This is a genomic window from Arthrobacter sp. 05T442 (assembly GCF_056395945.1).
The window spans coordinates 154,012-172,152 of record NZ_JBFTKM010000001.1; the positions used below are offsets into that span (position 1 = coordinate 154,012).

Consider the following 18,141-nt stretch of genomic DNA (forward strand, 5'->3'; position numbering starts at 1 on the left):
GTCGAGTGCTCCGTTGCCGCCCTTTTGGAACGCCATAAGGACGGCAACGGAGCAATCGATGAGGATAGGCCGGGCGCTCAGGCGTTCAGATGCCTGGCGAAGTAGTCCTCGATCCTTTGCCAGGCCTCCGGTGCGGACTGCGGATCAGGCCCGACGCCCATGACGCGAAACAGCGGGCGCAGCAGTCTCGGACCGGCCGCCACGTCATTCAGGAAAGCATGCCCGGCCGACGGGAACTCCTTGATATCGTGTTCCACCCCGAGCCGGTCAAGGACCGCCGCGAGTTTTGCCGCCGCACCGCGCAGGGTGCGGTCTTTCCCGCCGAAGTTGGCCACGATCGGGCACGCGCCCGACAACGCCTCGTCCGGGTTCTTGGGGAGCCGCCCGTAGTTCACCGCCGCGGCATCAAAGCCGTCGTTGGCCAGGAGAAGGGCAAAGCCGCCGCCCATGCAGAAACCTATGACACCGATCTTGCCCGTGGCGCGTCCTGAAGCCAGCAGCCACGACCTTGCCGTGGCCAGGTCCGTGAAAGGGCGCCCCTGGCCCGCGGCGAGCGAGCGCATGGTCGAGACGAGGCACCGTCGGGGCCCGCCGTCGCTGAACAGATCCACCGCCAGGGTCAGAAACCCCGCCGCGGCCATCCGGTCCGCATGCCGGACCGTGATCTCATCCAGGCCGAAGGCTTCGTGGATCATCACGACGGCGGGAAAGGGGCCCTCGCCCTCGGGTGTTGCCAGGTAGCCCCGGAGCGACGGCGAGCCCCCGGCAGCGATGCTGGCGGCACTGAGGTCCGCATTGCACAGATCGGCCGTGCCGGCGTCGACGCTCGGTCGACCGCTGCTGCTGCGCCCGGCGCCGGCTGGATCGTGCGGATCGGTCCTTGCCATGGCACTCCTCCAGGTCGGCGTCTTCGGGCCATTCTTACAAACCTTCCCGGTTTCGTAGGACGCCAGAGAAAAACGGGAAGAATCGGGCACAAAAAAGCGGCGTCGGACATCCCCCAAAGGAAAGTCCGGCGCCGCGAATCATGTCGGGGACTAGTCCCGCTTGACGGCGTCCTTGACGTTCTCGCCGACCTTCTTCGCGTCGGCTACGACCTGGTCCTTCTGGCCTTCGGCGCGCAGCTGGTCGTTGTCCGTGGCGTTTCCAGTGGCTTCCTTGGCCTTGCCGCCGAGGTGCTCTGCTTCGTTCTGAATCTTGTCTCCGATACCCATGGTGTAACCCACCTTTCGTTTCCGGTTGAAATTCAACGTTTATTCACACTAACACAAAGCATGCTTACTAAATCAAGGGATTCCATCGGTTGTTGCTGCCGAATGTCGCGGCCGGGCACAGCGCGGCGGCTCCGGCGGGTGAAATTTGTCCCCGCCCCCGGCTAGGCTCGAGCTCATGGAGCACAAGACGAGCCTCACGAGGCACATCCACGCGCCGGCCGACAAAGTGTGGTCGGTCATCTCGGACATTCCAGGCTCGGCCGCGACACTGTCCGGTATCGATTCGATCCAGATGCTAACGGAAGGCCCCTACGCCGAGGGCACCCGCTGGAAGGAAACCCGCACCATGATGGGACGCGCCGAAACCGTGGAGATGTGGGTCTCCCACTGTGACCCGCCGGCGGCCGGCCATGGCGGCAGCACCACGGTGAAGGCACTCGAGGGCCGCATGGACTACACGTCCCGCTTTGCCCTGGCGGAGCGGGAAGGGGGAACGGACCTCACTCTGACGTTCATCGCCGGGATGGTGCGGCCCACCCGGATAAGCAGGATCCTGCTGGCCGTGGCCGGCCCGCTCGGAATGCGCGTCACGCGCAAAGCCCTCGCCAGGGACCTGGCGGACATCGCGGCGAAGGCGGAGTCGCTCTGATGGTCCGGCGAACGCCGGCCCCGAAGGCGTCCAAGGTCACCCCTCCGCGCCTGACGCCCGTCCAGCCGGCTGAGCTGCGGGACGATCCCTCGCCGGATTTCCAGCGTGGGGAGCGGTACGACGGCGTCCGGTACAGCCGCGCGTCCGCGGACGGGCTGGAGCTCAGCGGCACGGATTTCGCGGAGTGCGAATTCACCGGGATCTCCTTCAACGAGACCCAGCTGCGCGGCGCCACCTTCCGTGACTGCATCCTGACCGAGGTCTACGCCCCGGTGTTCACGGCGGCCCGGACCAGCCTGCGGGACGTGGAAATCGGCAATCCCCGGTGGGGCTCCGCGGAACTCTACGAAAGCGGCTGGCAATCGGTGCGGATCGACGGCGGCAAACTCGACTACGTGAACCTCCGCGGGTCCAAGCTGACGGACGTGCAGATCAGCGACTGCATCATCAATGAACTGGACCTCGGCTCCTGCACCGCGACGCGGGTTGCACTGAAGAACTGCACCGTCGGAACCTTGGATTTCAGTGGCGCCCGGCTGAAGGATTTCGATATCCGCGGCTCGGACTTCCGGACGATCAACGGACTGGGGAGCCTGGCCGGACTGGTGATCGATGACTACCAGCTCACGCTGCTGGCGCCGTTGCTGGCCGGCCACCTCGGTGTAGTGGTGGCGTAATCCTTCCCGGTCCGGTTGACCCCCTTGCCTCGCCGTGTAATCTTTATAGAACGAACGGTCGGTAAATTGCCGCCGGCACGTCGAAGCCGGCGGCAGCTGTTCGAGGACAATTCTTTTTCGATGACAGATTTTCGATGACAGAGACGTTTATCGCGTGAAGGGTGTACCCATGGCATCAGCAGTTGCAGGACCGCAGGCATTTCTCGTGGGCGGTGCACGCACTGCAGTGGGGCGCTACGGCGGAGCCCTCTCCGCCGTGCGCCCCGATGACCTCGCCGCCCTCGTGGTCCGCGAAGCCGTAGCCCGCGCCGGCCTGGACCCGGACAGCATCGACGAAGTGATCCTCGGCAACGCCAACGGCGCCGGCGAGGAAAACCGCAACGTGGCCCGCATGGCCACCCTCCTGGCCGGTCTTCCCCTCCACATCCCCGGCATCACCGTGAACCGGCTCTGCGCCTCCGGATTGAGCGCCATCATCATGGCCAGCCAGATGATCAAGTCCGGCGCCGCGGACGTCGTGATCGCCGGCGGCGTCGAATCCATGAGCAGGGCCCCCTGGGTGCAGGAAAAACCCCGCACCGCCTTCGCCAAGCCCGGTGAAATCTTTGACACCTCCATCGGCTGGCGCTTCGTCAACCCGCTGTTCAAGAAGGGCGGACTCTCCCGGGACGGCAAGATGACGTATTCGATGCCTGAAACGGCTGAGGAAGTCGGCCGGGTGGACGGCATCTCCCGGGAGGATGCTGACGCTTTCGCGGTCCGATCGCACGAGCGTGCCCTTGCCGCCATCGCCGCGGGCCGCTTCGCCGCGGAGATCGTTCCCGTCACCGTCAAGTCCCGCAAGGGCGAGACCGTCGTCGACACCGACGAAGGCCCCCGTGCCGGCACCACCATGGACGTGCTCGCCGGGCTGCGCCCCGTCGTCGCCGGCGGCTCGATTGTGACGGCCGGCAACTCCTCTACCCTCAACGACGGCGCCTCCGCCATCATCGTTGCCTCCGAAGCCGCGATCAAGAGGCTCGGGCTCACCCCGCGTGCCCGCATCATCGACGGGGCCTCCGCCGGCTGCGAGCCGGAGATCATGGGCATCGGCCCCGTCCCGGCCACGCAGAAGGTGCTGGCCCGGACCGGGCTCAGCGCCGGTGACCTCGGCGCCGTCGAACTCAACGAAGCGTTTGCCACCCAGTCGCTCGCGAGCATGCGCCGGCTGGGCCTGGACCCCGAGATTGTCAACCGCGACGGCGGCGCGATCTCCCTGGGCCACCCGCTGGGCTCGTCCGGTTCACGGATCGCCATCACGCTGCTGGGCCGGATGGAACGCGAGGACGCCGCGATCGGCCTCGCCACCATGTGCATCGGCGTCGGCCAGGGCACGGCCATGCTGCTGGAGCGCGTCTAATGGCAGCCGCGGAGACGGCCCTCAATCCGGGCCACTTCAGCACGCTCCTGATCGAGGAACGCGGAGACCGCCTGGTGGTGCTGCTCAACCGCCCCGACGTCCGCAACGCGATCGACCAGCAGATGGTCGATGAGCTCCATGCGGTCTGTGCCCATCTGGAGCAGAGGCCCAAGGTGTTGATCATCGCCGGCACCGACGGCGTCTTTGCCTCAGGCGCGGACATCGCCCAATTGCGCGAACGCCGCCGCGACGACGCCCTGCAGGGCATCAACTCCACCATCTTTGTCCGGATTGCCAAGTTGCCCATGCCTGTCATCGCGGCCCTGGACGGGTTCTGCCTCGGCGGGGGCGCTGAACTGGCCTACGCCGCGGATTTCCGGATCGGCACGCCTGCCGTGCGGATCGGCAACCCCGAGACCGGGCTGGGCATCCTCGCCGCAGCCGGTGCCAGCTGGCGGCTCAAGGAGCTCGTGGGGGAGCCCGTGGCGAAGGAAATCCTGCTCGCGGGCGTGGTGCTGCGCGCCGAGCGGGCCCTGGCCGTCAACCTCATCACCGAGATCCACGAGGCCCCCGAGCTCATGGCTGCCGCCCACCGGCTCGCAGACCGGATCGCCTCGCAGGATCCCCTCGCGGTCCGCATCACCAAATCCGTGTTCCACGCCCCGGCCGAGGCGCACCCCCTCATTGACCAGCTGGCGCAGGGGATCCTCTTCGAATCCCAGGCCAAGTTTGACCGCATGCAGGCTTTTTTGGATAGGAAATCAGCCAAAAAATCAGACCGGAAGAAGAAATAGACATGGGCAATTCCGCACTCCCCGCCAACCTTCCCGCTGCCGTCGGAGTTCTTGGCGGCGGGCGCATGGGCGCCGGCATCGCCCACGCCTTCCTGATCAAGGGAGGCAACGTCCTCGTCGTGGAGCGCGACGAGGAAGCGGCCGAGGCGGCCCGCGAACGCGTCGAGTCCGCCGCCGCCAAAAGCATTGAACGCGGCGCCACCGACGCCAACCTGGACGAGATGGTCTCCCGGCTCTCGGTCACGGTCGACTACGACGACTTCGCGGACCGCCAGCTCGTCATTGAAGCCGTCCCCGAGGACTGGGACCTCAAGGTCACTGCTCTCCGGGGGATCGAGGACCGGCTCGCTGCCGGCGCCTACCTCGCGTCCAACACCTCGTCGCTGTCCGTCAACGGCCTGGCCCGTGAGCTGAAGCGGCCGCAGAACTTCCTCGGCCTGCACTTCTTCAACCCCGTGCCCGCCTCGACCCTCATCGAGGTGGTCCTCGGCGACCAGACCGCCGAGCCGCTGGCCCAGGCCGCCCGCGGCTGGGTTGCAGCGCTCGGCAAGACCGCCGTCGTCGTCAATGACGCTCCCGGCTTTGCCTCCTCACGGCTGGGCGTCGCGATCGCCCTCGAAGCCATGCGCATGGTGGAAGAAGGCGTCGCCTCCGCGGAGGACATCGACAACGCCATGGTGCTCGGCTACAAGCACCCCACCGGCCCGCTGCGGACCACGGACATCGTCGGCCTCGACGTCCGACTCGGCATCGCCGAATACCTGCAATCGACGCTGGGGGAGCGCTTTGCCCCGCCGCAGATCCTGCGTGACAAAGTGGCGCGCGGGGAACTCGGCCGCAAGAGCGGCAAGGGCTTCTTCGACTGGGCGGACTGATCGCCGCCCGGGCTTCAGGATTGCTGCCCGGGCCTCAGGATTACGCCCGGGCTTAGGATGGGTCCCGTGACTTCCCCTGACAGGCCCGCCATTGCACCGATCACCCTCACGGGCAAGTACGTCGTCCTGGAGCCCTTGAGCCACACGCACCACGCCGGGCTCGTGGAGGCCGTCCGGGACGGGGAACTGTGGAGGCTCTGGTACACCGGGGTGCCCGCGCCGGAGGAGATGGGCGCCGAGATCGACCGGCGGCTGGAGCTCCAGGAGCGCCGCTCCATGCTGCCCTTCACGGCCCGCCTGATCGATGCCGCCACGGGCGGGCCCGGCAAGGTGATCGGCATGACCACGTACATGAATATCGACGCCGAGACGCCCCGCGTGGAGATCGGCTCGACTTGGAACGCCGCGTCCGCGCAAGGCAGCGGCACCAACCCGGACTCGAAGCTCCTGCTGCTGCGGCACGCGTTCGAGACGCTCGGCTGCCCCGCCGTCGAGTTCCGGACGCACTGGCTCAACCACCAGTCCCGCGAGGCGATCGCCAGGCTGGGCGCCAAGCAGGACGGCGTCTTGCGCAGCCACACCCGCACCAGCGACGGAGCCCTCCGGGACACGGTGGTGTACTCGATCCTCGAGCACGAATGGCCGATGGTACGCAACGGACTGGAGGCCAGGCTGGCCAGGGCGCGCTAGCGGGACCCGGCCAGCCGTGGTGCCCCGGCTACGGGACCTGCGCCGCCGTCAGCGCCGCCACGTAGCCGCCGGAATAGCCGACCGCGGTGGGATGGAACGTGTCAGCTGAGCTCATGCTGCAATTGACGCCGGCGATGCACTGCCCCGCCGGAGCCACGATCCACGGATCCGCGGAACCGATACCGTGGCCCGAGAACCGCTCCGCGACGCTGACGTACCGGACCCGGTTCACCAGCGCCGAGTAGGCGATCGTCGCGTTGAGCAGGTCAGCCGCCGAATTCATCGACCGGGCCGCCAGGGCCTGCTGCGTGGTGAGCCCGGCGCTGACCGTGAAGAGCCGGGGGTACCCGGTCAGCACGATCCTGGCGTTCGGAGCCTTGTTCTTGACATCCTTCAGCATCATGTTGATTTTGCCCGGCAGATCGCGGAGCTTCACCACGAGCGAGTCGTAGAGTGCGGCACTGCAGGCTGGCGAACTGACAGAGACGGTGCATGACTGGGCCACCTGGCCGGTATTGATGTCGTTGCCTCCCACGGTGATTGTGACCACCGTGGCTGCCGCCAGTTCGGACCCATAGAGAGTCTTCACGGTGGCGGAGACGTCCGTTGTTTGGGCACCGAAGCAGCCCAGATTGAGCGTGGCGCCCAGGACGGTGCCGTAGGCCGCCCGCGTTTGCAGGCATCTGAACGGAAGGGGGGCCGGGGGTGCGACATAGCCGCCGTCGTCATATTTGCTGCCGCCGCCGGTGCCTGCGGCATAGGAGTCGCCCAGGGCGATGTAGACGGGTGCGGGCGCGGGCGCTGCTGAAGCGGGAGCGGCCGCGAAACCCGCGACGAGTGCAATGGTGGCCAGGCTGCCTGCCAGCCTTCCGAACCAGCGTCTGGTTGACACAGTGTTGTCCATGATGGATTTCCTTTGGTCGGTGCTGCGGGAGAATCTAACGGGCTCACCGACAGGTGGCGGCCAGCGGAGCCTCCCCGGAACCCGGCTGGCGGACAGACTGTGCGGAGGGCCAAGGCGCCCGTCCAGGGGCAGTCATGCGGTCACCGTACGCGCGGGCTGCACCGCCGGACACCGTGGGCCCTACCCGTTAATTCAGGAAGAGCCACGCTTTGCCTACCTTGCATGTGGCTGCCGGCTACCCGGATCCTGTGGTTAGCTGGCCGGGTGGATGAGTCTGGGAGGCCCGCGGGCTGGGACGGGGCGGTCAACGCATGGCATGTCGCCGGCGCGGTCTACCGCATGGGACGCCGCGAATGGCTCACCGAGACGGGCTGGCAGCAGGCATACGACGGCGGTGTCCGGTCCGTCATTGACCTCCGCAACCAGGAGGAAATTCGGCGGCGCGAAAGCGACCCGCCGGTGCGTGCGGAAGCGATGGCGGCCTTCGACGTCGTGCGCGCCCCCACGGAGGACCCTGCCAACAGCGAGTTCCGCACGCTCTGCGGACCGTACCTGAACGACCCGGCGTCCTACGCCGACAACGCCAGGCTCTTCCCGGAACTGCTGGCCGGCGTCTTCAAGGCAGTCGCCGCTGCGCACGGCGGCGTCGTGATCCACTGCTCCGCAGGGCGGGACCGCAGCGGCATGATTGCGGCCATGCTCCAGGACCTGGCCGGGGACAGCGACGAGGCCATTGTGCGGGGCTACCAGCGTTCAATGCGGGGCATCAACGAGCACCACCGCAGGTCCGCGATCCCGCATCCGCACGAGCGGTACCTGCCGGACGAGGTCCTGATGCCCATGCTGGAAAGCCGTGGCCACAGCCTGCTGCGCTTCGTCCGCAACGTGAAAACCGGCGATTTCTTACGCCACAATGGCATAACGGACCGGGAGCTGACGGCCATTCTGGCCAAACTGGGGCGCTAGAGTAACCGGGTGAAGACTCCGAAGATTCAGCTGGCAGTGCGGGCCGCCGCGGCCGTTGCCATCGCGCTTGCCGGTTCGTTCTGTGCGGTTCCAGCGCTGGCGGAAGCCGGGGCGGACCCGTCGCCGGCGCCTTCTTCATCGCCGGCGCCCTCGGCCTCGGCGCCGGCGTCGTCCTCTTCATCGCCCTCACCCGAAAGCCCCGCGCCAGCGGCGACCGCTTCGGCGGCTGCCGCGGCGGCGTCCGCGGCGCCTGCCGCGTCCGTGGCCCCGGCGGCTGCCGTGTCATCCCCGCCGGCGCCCGTCATCAGCGACGCCGGTCTCGCCGAGGCTGTCCGGCGGGACCTCGGCATGAGTCTCGAAGAATTCAATGCAGCGGGTGCGGTCGCCAGGCGCGCCGCCGACGCCGCGCCCTCCTTGCGCGGGCTTCCCGGCTATGTCGGGATCAGGCTGGAGGGCGGCAAGATCGTCGTCGAGGGCAGCGGCGCCGAGCTGACGGCACGGATCGATGAATTGAATCAGGCGGCCCCGGCCGATTTCGTGCTCGCTGCGCCCGCCGCGGCGCCGGGGGCGGCGCCGGCTGCGTCAGCTCCCTCTTCCCCGGAGCGCGTGGCCGCGAACATCGATCAGCTGTTCCAGGCCTACGTCCGGGAGGTGGGGCTGGCCGGACTGCAGGCGGTGGCCTACACGGACGGGCACTTCGTGATCCGCACCGGGGGGACGAACACTCCCGAATCAGGCCTTCCAGCGGTCGTGGACCCCCACCTCCCTTCGACCCCGTCCGGAACCCCGTCCGGAACCCCGTCCGGAACCGCGTCCGCGACGCCGGCGGCTGTTCCGGGCAAGGTCTCACCGGCGGAATTCGTGGCCCGCTACGCGAATGTGCAGCTGCAAAAAGGTGCCGCGATAAAGACGGAGGAGGACTTCTTCGGCGGCCAGGGTTTCATCATTGATAATTCCACCATTTGCTCGGCTGGATTCGGGGCGTTCAGCGCGGCCGGGCAGCCTCTCGTGCTCACAGCCGGGCACTGCGCTGGCGACGGACTGGCCAAGGCGGCAGACATCGAGCCCGCAAGTTCGGCGACGGCCGGCGGGTCGACGACGCCGCTGCCGCGCCCGCTCCTTTCCCTCGGATCGTTTGGGTTCAGCCAGTTCGGCGGTCCGGGCAACTCCAAGGCCGCAGCGGATGGAACAAATGTCGGCACGGATATTGCCGTCCTGCAATCCCTCAGGCAGGGTCTTGGCGTCCAGCCCGCCGCCACCAAGTGGGATAACCCGGGTAATCCGGCCCCGACCGCAGTGAAGATCGTCGGGACCGTCGCGCCCTTGCAGGGCCAGCACGTGTGCCGGTCCGGCCGCACCAGCGGCTGGAAGTGCGGCACCGTCGACTCCGTGGGCATCTGGGTCATCCCGGGCCCGAAATCGCTGCCCCCGAACTATGACAACGACCTCCGGGCGGTTCACGCGTTCGACTCGACGTCGGTCACCTCCAGCGGGGGCGACTCCGGCGGCCCCTGGATCAGCGGAAACTTCGCTGTCGGTACCCACACCGGCGCCGAGAGCGTGGATGGCCAACAGGTTCGCGCCATCGCCGCGACGCTTGAAGATTCCATGTCCAAGATCCCCGGCGGCGTGCAGCTCCAGCTCTTCCTGAACAAGCCAGAACTGGTGGCGCCCGCGAATTCGGGGACGGTAGTGGCCGGAGAGGTCATCACAGGACACGTTCCCGCGGCCCCTGCCTCGGACGTGGCACCGAATTCCAAGGTGCGCATCACGGCCGGGACGCAGGAACTGGAAGTGCCGGTGGATGCTGCCGGGAACTGGACGTTCCGGGCCCCGCTTCCGGCTGGGCGGCTGGCCTTCTCGGCGGAGACAGTCAACGGCTTCAGCCATTCCGGATCGGAGTCCTTCACCACCACCGTCGCGCCGGTTTCCCTGCCGGCCCCCGGCATAACGACCCCCACGGGCGCAGCCCTTCCGGCATTGACCAGCATCGCGGGCACCGGCATGCCCGGCGCCACCGTCGTGCTGTCCGGCGATGTCGCCGGCTCGGGGGCTGTCGGACTCGACGGCCGCTGGGAAATCCCCCTGGCCGGCCCGGCCGTCTTTGGAAAAGTGGCGGCGACTGCCATCCTGACGTCCCCGGGCAGTGCGGACGGTCCTTCGGCCGCCGCAACGTTTACGGTCATTCCGCTCGCCCCTGCCGGAACCAGCATCCAGGACGGCCAGCACCTGCGCCAGGATTCGCTCCCCGAGGCCATTTCAGGGACCGGCGTTGACGGCGCAGATGTGGCCGTGCTTATCGATGGGGTCCGGGTGGCGGCGGCGCAGACGGGCGGCGGGTCCGGCATCGGGGGCAAGACCGTGGTTCGTTCGTTGGCCCCACAGGTCCTGGTGGCCGGCGGGCGCTGGAGCGTGCCGTTCCCTGCCGGGCTGGCCATAGGTCCGCACACCTTGTCTGTCTCGCAGTCGGTTGACGGGATTGCGTCCTCTTCGGCTGTGTCTTCGTTCACGATCGATGTGCCGGCAACCATCCCGGCAGCCGCATCCCCTGCCGCCGCAGCAGTCGCTCCGGCCGCCGCATTGCCGACAGCCCCGGGGGCCATGCCCGCTGCTGCGGGGGCTCCGGGCCAGCCTGGCAGTTCCCCGCTGTTGGCCAGCACGGGAGCAGGCGGCCTGCTTCCCGCCGCCGGCCTCGGGGGAGGGGCGCTGCTGTTTGGCGGCGCGCTGCTGGTCCTGCGGCGCCGTGGGCGGTCGGTGTAGCAGCACTCCGGCCCCGAGCTCGCCGGAACGCTGCCAGTTCGCCGGAAGGCTCCGGCGAACTGGCAGCGTTCCGGCGACCCCGGTGGCTCCGCCGGGGAGTTTCCGGCGACCCCGCAGGTTTCCCGCGACTCCGGTGGGGCCGACCCGCAGATATACCGCGACTCCGGTGGCACCGCCTGGCACCGCCCCGGCTCAGGCCTTGCGGTCCAGCAGCAGGTTGGTGATCCGCAGCGTGCACAACCGCTGGCCGGCGTCGTTGGTGATGAGGACCTCGTGGGTCGTGACCGTCCCGCCAAGATGGATGGGGGTCGCCGTGATGGTGATGAGGCCCTCCCTCGCCGACTTGTGATGCGTGGCCGAGACGTCCACGCCGACGGCCGTTTTGCCCAGCGTGCTGGCGTGGATGACGGCCGCCCAGGAACCCACGGCCTCGCCGACGGCCAGTGACGCACCCCCGTGCAGCAGCCCGAACGACTGCCGGTTCCCCTCCACCGGCATGGTCGCCACGACACGTTCCACGGATTCCTCGACGATTTTCACGCCCATCTTCTCGTCGAGCTCGCCGAGGGTGATCTTCCACAGCTCCGTGCTGCCGGGCTCGGGCGTCATTGCGTCTCCTTTGTGGCCTCCGCCGATGGCGGGGCCGGTCAGTGCCGCCGCAGCTAGTGTGCGGAAGGCCTCATTCATGTACTGTAGACATATTACCGAACGGACGGTCAGTAATGCTCTGGCCGTGTTGATCTTGCCCCGCGTTGGAAGGACCCGTCAACGATGACCACCACTGCCGTACCCACAGTAGACACTGTAGAGATCGTCCCCAGCTTCGTCCGGGGCTCCTGGTGGACTCCCGATGCCGCCACCGCGGCCGGCGCGGCACCCGTCCTCGATGCCAGCACCGGCGAGCTCCTGGCCAAGGTGAGCACCGAGGGGCTGGACCTTGCCGCCGTCGTCGATTACGGCCGCACCACCGGGCAGGAAGAACTCGGCAAGCTGACCTTCCACCAGCGCGCGCTCAAGCTCAAGGAACTGGCACAGTACCTCAACGGCCGCCGCGAGGAGTTTTACGCTCTTTCGGCGCAGACCGGCGCCACCAAGATCGACTCGATGATCGACATTGACGGCGGCATCGGCGTGCTCTTCACCTTCGGGTCCAAGGGCCGCCGCGAGCTTCCCAACTCCCAGGTGGTGGTGGACGGCCCCATGGAGGTGCTGTCCAAGGACGGCTCGTTCGCCGGCGAGCACATCTACACCCGCATCCCCGGCGTCGCCGTCCAGATCAACGCCTTCAACTTCCCGGTCTGGGGCATGCTGGAGAAGCTCGCCCCGGCCTTCATCGCCGGGGTGCCGACCATCGTCAAGCCAGCAACGCCCACCGGCTACGTGGCCGCCGCCGTCGTCAAGGCGATCGACGAATCCGGCATCCTGCCCAAGGGCTCGCTGCAGCTCATTTCAGGCTCGGTCCGCACCCTGCTGGACCACCTGGACTACCGGGACCTCGTGGCCTTCACCGGCTCCGCCTCCACCGCCAACACGCTGAAGTCCCACCCGAACGTGGTGAAGGGCGGGGTGCGCTTCACCTCCGAAACCGACTCCCTCAACGCCGCCATCCTGGGCCCGGACGCCGTCATGGGCACTCCGGAATTCGACGCCTTCATCAAGTCCCTTGTCACCGAGATGACCGCCAAGGCCGGCCAGAAGTGCACCTCGATCCGCCGTGCGATCGTCCCGCAGCAGCTGGTCGCCGACGTCGTGGCCGCCGTCGGGGACCGGATCAAGGAGCGCGTCGTGCTGGGCGACCCCCGCGCCGAGGGCGTCACGATGGGCGCCCTGGCCTCGCGGGAACAGCTCGCCGATGTGCGCGCCGCCGTCCAGGCCATGCTCGACGCCGGCGGCGAGCTCGCGTACGGCACCCTCGATTCGCCGAAGGTCACCAGTGCGGACGGGACAGTGGGGGTCGTCGATGAGGGCGCCTTCATGTCGCCCGTGCTGCTCAGCTGGGCCGATCCGGAAGCCGAGGAGGTCCACTCGCTGGAAGCGTTCGGCCCGGTTTCCTCGGTGATCGGCTACACGGACCTGGCCGACGCCGTCCGCCTCGCCGCCCGCGGTGGCGGTTCGCTCGTCGCCTCGGTCTGCACCAACGATCCGGCCGTGGCGCGTGAACTGGTCACCGGCATCGCAGCCCACCACGGCCGCGTCCTCATGCTCAACCGCGAGGACGCCCGTAGCTCCACCGGTCACGGCTCACCCGTCCCGCACCTGGTCCACGGCGGACCCGGGCGTGCCGGCGGTGGCGAGGAACTGGGCGGCATCCGCTCTGTCATGCACCACATGCAGCGCACCGCGATCCAGGGCTCGCCCAACATGCTGACCGCCGTCACGGGCGTGTGGCACACGGGTGCGGACCGCAACTTCACCCTCGACACCGAAGGCCAGCACCCGTTCCGGAAGCACCTGAGCACGCTGCACATCGGCGACGCCATCCGTTCGGAGCTGCGCGAAGTGTCCCTCGAGGAGATCACGAAGTTCGCGAACTCCACCGGCGACACCTTCTACGCCCACACCAACCAGGAGGCCGCGGCCGCCAACCCGTTCTTCCCGGGTATCGTGGCGCACGGCTACCTGCTCCTGGCCTGGGGCGCCGGCCTCTTCGTGGAACCCGCTCCGGGTCCTGTGCTGGCCAACTACGGGCTGGAGAACCTGCGGTTCATCACCCCCGTTGCGGCCGGCGACTCCATCCGGGTCACGCTGACGGCCAAGAAGATCACCCCGCGCGAGACCGACGAGTACGGCGAGGTGGCCTGGGATGCCGTCCTGACCAACCAGAACGACGAAATCGTGGCCACCTACGACGTCCTGACCCTCGTCGAAAAGTAACCCCACTGGACGCTCCCGCACGTTGTGCAGTTCCGGTCCGGACGCTCCCGCACGTTGTGCAGTTCAGGTCCGGACGCTCCCGCACGTTGTGCAGTTCCGGTCCGGACGCTCCCGCTCGTGGTGCAGTTCCGGTCCGGACGCTCCCGCTCGTGGTGCAGTTCCGGTCCGGACGCTCCCGCTCGTGGTGCAGTTCCGGTCCGGACGCTCCCGCWCGTGGTGCAGTTCCGGTCCGGACGCTCCCGCACGTGGTGCGGGAGCGTCGGTTGTTGGGCCGCACGTGGTGCGGGAGCGTCGGTTGTTGGGCCGCCGGTAGTGCGGGAGCGTCGGTTGTTGGGCCGCCGGTAGTGCGGGAGCGTCGGTTGTTGGGCCGCCGGTAGTGCGGGAGCGTCGGTTGTTGGGCCGCCGGTGGTGCGGGAGCGTCGGTTGTTGGGCCGCCGGTGGTGCGGGAGCGTCGGTTGTTGGGCCGCCGGTGGTGCGGGAGCGTCGGTTGTTGGGCCGCCGGTAGTGCGGGAGCGTCCGTGCCCGGGGGAGCAATTGGCGGGCTCTTTCCGGTCCGCTCCGGCGTAAAATTTGCAACGTAGGAGGTGGCAAAATGACCCTAGTACTCAACAAAGCCACAACCGTCCTGCCCGTGGATGACAGGGAGCGTGCCCGCCGTTTCTACGCGGAAACTCTTGGACTCCCTCACCGCGGCGTGGCGGAGGACGGCAGCGAGATGTTTGGCTCAGAAGGCGGCCCCATGCTGCAGCTGATGCCTGTCACGGATGGAAAGCATTCCGATCACACCACCCTGAGTTTCGAAGTCAGCGAGATCGAACGCACGGTACGGGAGATGGAGTCCAAGGGCGTGAAGTTCGAGGATTACGATCTCCCGGATCTCAAGACCGAGAATCACATTTGTACGACCGATTCGGAGAAGTGCGCCTGGTTCATGGACTCCGAGCACAATATTCTCTGCGTCCACGAGAACATCACCACAAAGGCTGACTACCAGCTCTGAAGTCCAGCTCCGGAGCCTGATCGGCGGACAGTAAGGCGTCCCGGCCCGCCCGGGGCGCCTTTTCGCTGCCCGGGGACCCGGTCGATGGTGTTCGGGGTACGCTGGGCTCATTTTCAACGCAGGCGGCAGGAGGTGCGCGGCCATGGGCAATCCAGCGGCGCGCGGCCGCAAAAGGGCGTGGCTGCCGCGTACCAGAATCGGCAAGGTGGCGCTGGGCCTGGACCTGGCCATGGTGGCCTTCCCGGTCTGGGTCCTGCCGTCGTGGTACCTCGTCACGTTCCTGGTGGGCGCCGGCGGCATGTTTGAGTCGCCCCGAGCGGTGGCGGCGAACAGCCTATTCCAGGCGGTCGTCGTGGCCGGGACCCTCGGGGTGAACCTGCTGGCTCTGCTCCGCGCCAAGGACCACGCGCTGCTTCTTGGCCTGGCTGTGGTGCTGCTGTGCGCCGTGATCGCCTACATGACCTGGTTTGCCGCCACCAAGGGTTTTCCGGGAGCCTTCTGACTGGCTCCTCGGGCCGTTAGCTCGGGGCGTGGAGGCCGTGGAACGCCATGGTGATGACGTCGTCGGCCAGTTTCTCGGGGGACAGGGAGCCGCCCGGCTTGTACCACTCCACGATCGAGTTGATCGTGCCGAAAAGAAGCCGCGTGACGGTGCGCGGATCGATGTCCTGGCGGAGCGAACCCTCGTCGCGGGCGGCCGAAATGAGGGCCGCCACCTTGTGGTCGAACGTGCGCCGGCGTTCCAGTGCGTCGCGCTCGATCTCGGTGTTGCCGCGCAGCCGCAGCAGCAGCGTAACGAACGGCAGCCGTTCCACGAGGACCGAGATCGTCTGGCGGACCACGAACTCCAGGCGCTCCTCGGCGGAGCCGTTCCGCGCCTCCGGCTTGTCCAGGATGGCCTCGAGACCGCCCAGGGCGTGGTCCAGGGCCAGTTTCAGGAGATCGCCTTTGGAGGGCACGTGGTGGTAGATCGCGGACTTGGAGATGCCCAGGTTCTCGGCAAGGATGCCCATCGAGGTGGCGTCGTAGCCGTGGCGGTTGAAGACGTCGACGGCGATGACCAGCACCGACTGCTGGTCATAGCCGGGGCGGCCGCGCTTGGTGGTGCTTGCTGTGCTGGGCATACTCGCTAGTTTCTCATGAACGGTCGGTCAGCCCGGCCAGGCCGCCCTTGGGGGACGGGACCGGCCAGGCTGCTGAACCTGCGGGACTGGCTCAGGCTTTCGGCCGCAGATCGTAGATCCGGCGCAGTTTGCCGTTGGAGCGTTCCAGCGTGCCCGGGTCGACGACGTCGACGGTGCAGGAGGAGCCGACGTGGATCTTGATCTGCTGCTGCAGGATCTTGGCGGCGGCCGCGCCGCCCTCGATCGTGACGGCGTCGCGGCGCTCGATCTTGACGGTCATCTGGTCCATCCGATGGCCCTCGGGCCGGGTGAGTTCGAGCTGGAAGTGCGGGCTGAGCTCCGGGATGCGCAGGGCGATTTCCTCGATCTGCGACGGGAACAGGTTCACGCCGCGCAGGATGATCATGTCGTCGCTCCGCCCGGTGATGCGGCCCATGCGGCGGTGCGCCGGACGCGCGGTGCCCGGCAGCAGCCGGGTGAGGTCCTTGGTGCGGTACCGGATGATCGGCAGCGCTTCCTTGGTGAGCGAGGTGAAAACCAGCTCGCCTGGTTCGCCGTCGCCCAGGACTGCGTCCACGCCGATGGCGGGGTTGAAGGCGTCGATGATCTCCGGGCGGAAGTGGTCCTCCCAGATGTGGCTGCCGTCCTGCGTTTCCACGGCCTCGCCGGCGACGCCGGGGCCCATGACCTCGGAGAGGCCGTAGATGTCGCAGGCCTTGATGTTCATGGTCATTTCCAGCTCATGCCGCATTTCCTCGGTCCACGGTTCGGCACCCAGCACGGCGTACTTCAGGGAGGTGGAGGCCGGGTCGATGCCCTGTTTGATCATGGCGTCGGCGATGGTCAGCAGGTACGTGGGGGTGGCCAGGATGGCGTCGGGCTTGAAGTCCTGGATGAGGGTGATCTGGCGTTCGGTCTGGCCGCCCGAGATCGGGATCACGGTGCAGCCCAAGGCCTCGGCGCCCGCGTGGGCGCCCAGGCCGCCGGTGAACAGGCCGTAGCCGTAGGCGTTGTGGACCTTCATGCCCGGACGGACGCCGGACGCGCGCAGCGACCGTGCCACGAGCTTGGCCCAGTCGGCGAGGTCCTTCTTCGTGTAGCCCACCACGGTGGCCCGGCCGGTGGTGCCGGAGCTCGCGTGGATGCGGGCCACCTCGTGCTGCGGCACGGCGAACATCCCGAAGGGGTACTCCAGGCGCAGGTCCTCCTTGGTGGTGAAGGGGAACTTTCCGAGGTCCGAGAGCTCGCGGAGGTCCGTGGGGTGGACGCCGGCCTCGTCGAACTTGCGCTTGTACAGGGGGACGCGGTCGTAGGCGTACGCCACGGTGTGCTGCAGGCGGCTGAGCTGCAATGCCTCGAGCTCGTCGCGGGAGATGGTTTCTTCGCGGTCCAGGACAGCATCACTGGTGGGGGCGACGGTTTCTTGGGTCATCTGGGGTTCCCTGTTTCTATTTCTTGGAGATGGTGCGGCTGCGGCCGCGGAACTCGGCGACGAGTTCGCCCGGGGCGACGTCGGTGGGGAGTTCGCCCGGGACCGTTGCGGTCGGGACGGTGGCGGTCGGGACGGTGGCGGTCGGGACGGTGGCGGTCGGGACGGTGGCGGCTTGAGCCGGGCCGGCGGGTGACGCCGTCGGCGTCGCAGGCGCACCTGCGCCCGGATCGGCGGCGTAGATCTGGATGTCGTAGAGGCCGCTGCGTCCGGTGCTGGCGCGGCGGTTGGCGACGGCGGTCAGGACCTGGCCGCGGAAGGCCGGCTTGAGGAAGTTGATGTCGACGCCGGAGGCCACGGTGATGGTGTCCTCGCCAGAGGGGTTCGGGCTGGCCGGGTTGCAGGCCAGCGCGAAGGCTGTGTCGCCGAAGGCGAAGATCATTCCGCCGTGGGCCATGCCGAATCCGTTGAGCATTTCCTGCCGGAGCGTCATGCGGATCGTGGCGTGTCCGTCGTCCAGCGCCACAACTTCGATGCCCATCCATTCCGAGGCGTAGTCGTCTTTCAGGATGGGGTGGGTGTCACCGGAAATCGTCAGTTCAGACATGCGTCATTGCCTCCAGCTTTATTTACCGAATGTTCATTAGGTAATCCCATTGTGATACCTGCTGTCAAGAGCCGGCGACCTCTACGCCCGTACTGCAGACACATTTCGGGACCAGTCCTGCGGGCAGGCTCCGGGCGTCATGGAGAAACCACGGAAACAAGTGGAAGTATGGAGGAACG

At 67.7% G+C, this 18,141-nt stretch carries 18 protein-coding genes and 1 pseudogene; 11 read left to right on the forward strand and 8 right to left on the reverse strand.

The genetic code is table 11. The annotated features are described in order from the left end of the window. Positions 1-77: 77 nt before the first annotated feature. Together AC1DES_RS00730 and AC1DES_RS00735 are read right to left on the reverse strand one after the other, a co-directional pair. Positions 78-803 carry a dienelactone hydrolase family protein gene (locus AC1DES_RS00730; protein ID WP_476894206.1) on the reverse strand — a complete coding sequence of 242 codons (726 nt, stop codon included), beginning with the start codon at positions 801-803 and terminating at the stop codon, positions 78-80. Between the two features lie 234 nt (positions 804-1,037). Further along, entirely contained in the window at positions 1,038-1,214 is a 177-nt protein-coding gene (locus AC1DES_RS00735) for a CsbD family protein (protein WP_476893782.1), read from the reverse strand. Between the two features lie 175 nt (positions 1,215-1,389). On the opposite strand from AC1DES_RS00735, the gene AC1DES_RS00740 reads away from it, so the two are divergent. From AC1DES_RS00740 to AC1DES_RS00765, 6 genes are all read left to right on the forward strand, one after another. Then, complete coding sequence (locus AC1DES_RS00740; protein WP_476893783.1) at positions 1,390-1,863, forward strand: SRPBCC family protein; 474 nt, start codon at positions 1,390-1,392, stop codon at positions 1,861-1,863. Further along, positions 1,863-2,540: a pentapeptide repeat-containing protein gene (locus tag AC1DES_RS00745; RefSeq protein ID WP_476893784.1), complete on the forward strand. Its 678-nt coding sequence runs from the start codon at positions 1,863-1,865 to the stop codon at positions 2,538-2,540. Before AC1DES_RS00740 ends, AC1DES_RS00745 begins: the two co-directional genes overlap by 1 nt. A 169-nt stretch (positions 2,541-2,709) precedes the next feature. After that, complete coding sequence (locus AC1DES_RS00750) at positions 2,710-3,939, forward strand: thiolase family protein (RefSeq protein WP_476893785.1); 1,230 nt, start codon at positions 2,710-2,712, stop codon at positions 3,937-3,939. After that, complete coding sequence (locus tag AC1DES_RS00755) at positions 3,939-4,733, forward strand: enoyl-CoA hydratase/isomerase family protein (RefSeq protein ID WP_476893786.1); 795 nt, start codon at positions 3,939-3,941, stop codon at positions 4,731-4,733. Before AC1DES_RS00750 ends, AC1DES_RS00755 begins: the two co-directional genes overlap by 1 nt. Before the next feature lie 2 nt (positions 4,734-4,735). After that, positions 4,736-5,608, forward strand: a complete 873-nt coding sequence (locus tag AC1DES_RS00760) for a 3-hydroxyacyl-CoA dehydrogenase family protein (RefSeq protein ID WP_476893787.1) — start codon at positions 4,736-4,738, stop codon at positions 5,606-5,608. Positions 5,609-5,665: 57 nt separating this feature from the next. Continuing rightward, a complete protein-coding gene (locus AC1DES_RS00765) occupies positions 5,666-6,298 on the forward strand; it encodes a GNAT family N-acetyltransferase (protein ID WP_476893788.1) in 633 nt (210 codons plus the stop codon). A gap of 28 nt (positions 6,299-6,326) precedes the next feature. Here the strand turns inward: AC1DES_RS00765 and AC1DES_RS00770 are convergent, their stop codons facing one another. Then, a complete protein-coding gene (locus tag AC1DES_RS00770) occupies positions 6,327-7,202 on the reverse strand; it encodes an SGNH/GDSL hydrolase family protein (protein WP_476893789.1) in 876 nt (291 codons plus the stop codon). Positions 7,203-7,466: 264 nt separating this feature from the next. Here AC1DES_RS00770 and AC1DES_RS00775 point away from each other — a divergent pair, with 264 nt between their 5' ends. Next, positions 7,467-8,168: a tyrosine-protein phosphatase gene (locus tag AC1DES_RS00775; RefSeq protein WP_476893790.1), complete on the forward strand. Its 702-nt coding sequence runs from the start codon at positions 7,467-7,469 to the stop codon at positions 8,166-8,168. A 26-nt stretch (positions 8,169-8,194) separates the two neighbouring features. On the opposite strand, the gene AC1DES_RS00780 is transcribed toward AC1DES_RS00775, so the two are convergent. Next, positions 8,195-8,518, reverse strand: coding sequence for a hypothetical protein (locus AC1DES_RS00780; protein ID WP_476893791.1), 324 nt, complete (start codon positions 8,516-8,518; stop codon positions 8,195-8,197). Between AC1DES_RS00780 and AC1DES_RS00785 the strand changes: the two genes are divergently transcribed. Next, positions 8,517-10,928 (forward strand): S1 family peptidase, encoded by a 2,412-nt coding sequence (locus tag AC1DES_RS00785; protein WP_476893792.1) that lies wholly within the window; start codon positions 8,517-8,519, stop codon positions 10,926-10,928. The genes AC1DES_RS00780 and AC1DES_RS00785 overlap by 2 nt on opposite strands. 192 nt (positions 10,929-11,120) lie before the next feature. Here the strand turns inward: AC1DES_RS00785 and AC1DES_RS00790 are convergent, their stop codons facing one another. Next, positions 11,121-11,537, reverse strand: a complete 417-nt coding sequence (locus AC1DES_RS00790) for a PaaI family thioesterase (RefSeq protein ID WP_476893793.1) — start codon at positions 11,535-11,537, stop codon at positions 11,121-11,123. Positions 11,538-11,699: 162 nt separating this feature from the next. On the opposite strand from AC1DES_RS00790, the gene paaZ reads away from it, so the two are divergent. The 3 genes from paaZ (at position 11,700) to AC1DES_RS00805 (ending at position 15,304) form a co-directional block, all read left to right on the forward strand. Beyond that, positions 11,700-13,802, forward strand: a complete 2,103-nt coding sequence (paaZ, locus tag AC1DES_RS00795) for a phenylacetic acid degradation bifunctional protein PaaZ (RefSeq protein ID WP_476893794.1) — start codon at positions 11,700-11,702, stop codon at positions 13,800-13,802. Between the two features lie 592 nt (positions 13,803-14,394). Further along, entirely contained in the window at positions 14,395-14,802 is a 408-nt protein-coding gene (locus AC1DES_RS00800) for a VOC family protein (protein WP_476893795.1), read from the forward strand. 142 nt (positions 14,803-14,944) lie between these two features. Continuing rightward, a complete protein-coding gene (locus AC1DES_RS00805; RefSeq protein WP_476893796.1) occupies positions 14,945-15,304 on the forward strand; it encodes a hypothetical protein in 360 nt (119 codons plus the stop codon). 16 nt (positions 15,305-15,320) lie between these two features. Here the strand turns inward: AC1DES_RS00805 and AC1DES_RS00810 are convergent, their stop codons facing one another. The 3 genes and pseudogenes from AC1DES_RS00810 to AC1DES_RS00820 form a co-directional block, all read right to left on the reverse strand. After that, positions 15,321-15,926 carry a TetR/AcrR family transcriptional regulator gene (locus AC1DES_RS00810; RefSeq protein WP_476893797.1) on the reverse strand — a complete coding sequence of 202 codons (606 nt, stop codon included), beginning with the start codon at positions 15,924-15,926 and terminating at the stop codon, positions 15,321-15,323. Positions 15,927-16,017: 91 nt separating this feature from the next. Beyond that, entirely contained in the window at positions 16,018-17,358 is a 1,341-nt protein-coding gene (locus AC1DES_RS00815; protein WP_476893798.1) for an AMP-binding protein, read from the reverse strand. Between the two features lie 214 nt (positions 17,359-17,572). After that, a pseudogene (locus AC1DES_RS00820) lies at positions 17,573-17,962 on the reverse strand (hotdog fold thioesterase); the annotation flags it as partial. Positions 17,963-18,141 lie beyond the last annotated feature (179 nt).

Coding starts and splice junctions, on each gene's coding strand:
- AC1DES_RS00735 (WP_476893782.1), bottom strand. CDS start 1,214: ATGGGTATCGGAGACAAGATTCAGAACGAAGCAGAGCACCTCGGCGGC.
- AC1DES_RS00785 (WP_476893792.1), top strand. CDS start 8,517: ATGAGTCTCGAAGAATTCAATGCAGCGGGTGCGGTCGCCAGGCGCGCC.
- AC1DES_RS00805 (WP_476893796.1), top strand. CDS start 14,945: ATGGGCAATCCAGCGGCGCGCGGCCGCAAAAGGGCGTGGCTGCCGCGT.
- AC1DES_RS00810 (WP_476893797.1), bottom strand. CDS start 15,926: ATGCCCAGCACAGCAAGCACCACCAAGCGCGGCCGCCCCGGCTATGAC.
- AC1DES_RS00740 (WP_476893783.1), top strand. CDS start 1,390: ATGGAGCACAAGACGAGCCTCACGAGGCACATCCACGCGCCGGCCGAC.
- AC1DES_RS00770 (WP_476893789.1), bottom strand. CDS start 7,202: ATGGACAACACTGTGTCAACCAGACGCTGGTTCGGAAGGCTGGCAGGC.
- AC1DES_RS00815 (WP_476893798.1), bottom strand. CDS start 17,358: ATGACCCAAGAAACCGTCGCCCCCACCAGTGATGCTGTCCTGGACCGC.
- AC1DES_RS00760 (WP_476893787.1), top strand. CDS start 4,736: ATGGGCAATTCCGCACTCCCCGCCAACCTTCCCGCTGCCGTCGGAGTT.
- paaZ (WP_476893794.1), top strand. CDS start 11,700: ATGACCACCACTGCCGTACCCACAGTAGACACTGTAGAGATCGTCCCC.
- AC1DES_RS00790 (WP_476893793.1), bottom strand. CDS start 11,537: ATGACGCCCGAGCCCGGCAGCACGGAGCTGTGGAAGATCACCCTCGGC.
- AC1DES_RS00765 (WP_476893788.1), top strand. CDS start 5,666: ATGGGTCCCGTGACTTCCCCTGACAGGCCCGCCATTGCACCGATCACC.
- AC1DES_RS00755 (WP_476893786.1), top strand. CDS start 3,939: ATGGCAGCCGCGGAGACGGCCCTCAATCCGGGCCACTTCAGCACGCTC.
- AC1DES_RS00750 (WP_476893785.1), top strand. CDS start 2,710: ATGGCATCAGCAGTTGCAGGACCGCAGGCATTTCTCGTGGGCGGTGCA.
- AC1DES_RS00745 (WP_476893784.1), top strand. CDS start 1,863: ATGGTCCGGCGAACGCCGGCCCCGAAGGCGTCCAAGGTCACCCCTCCG.
- AC1DES_RS00800 (WP_476893795.1), top strand. CDS start 14,395: ATGACCCTAGTACTCAACAAAGCCACAACCGTCCTGCCCGTGGATGAC.
- AC1DES_RS00780 (WP_476893791.1), bottom strand. CDS start 8,518: ATGCCGAGGTCCCGCCGGACAGCCTCGGCGAGACCGGCGTCGCTGATG.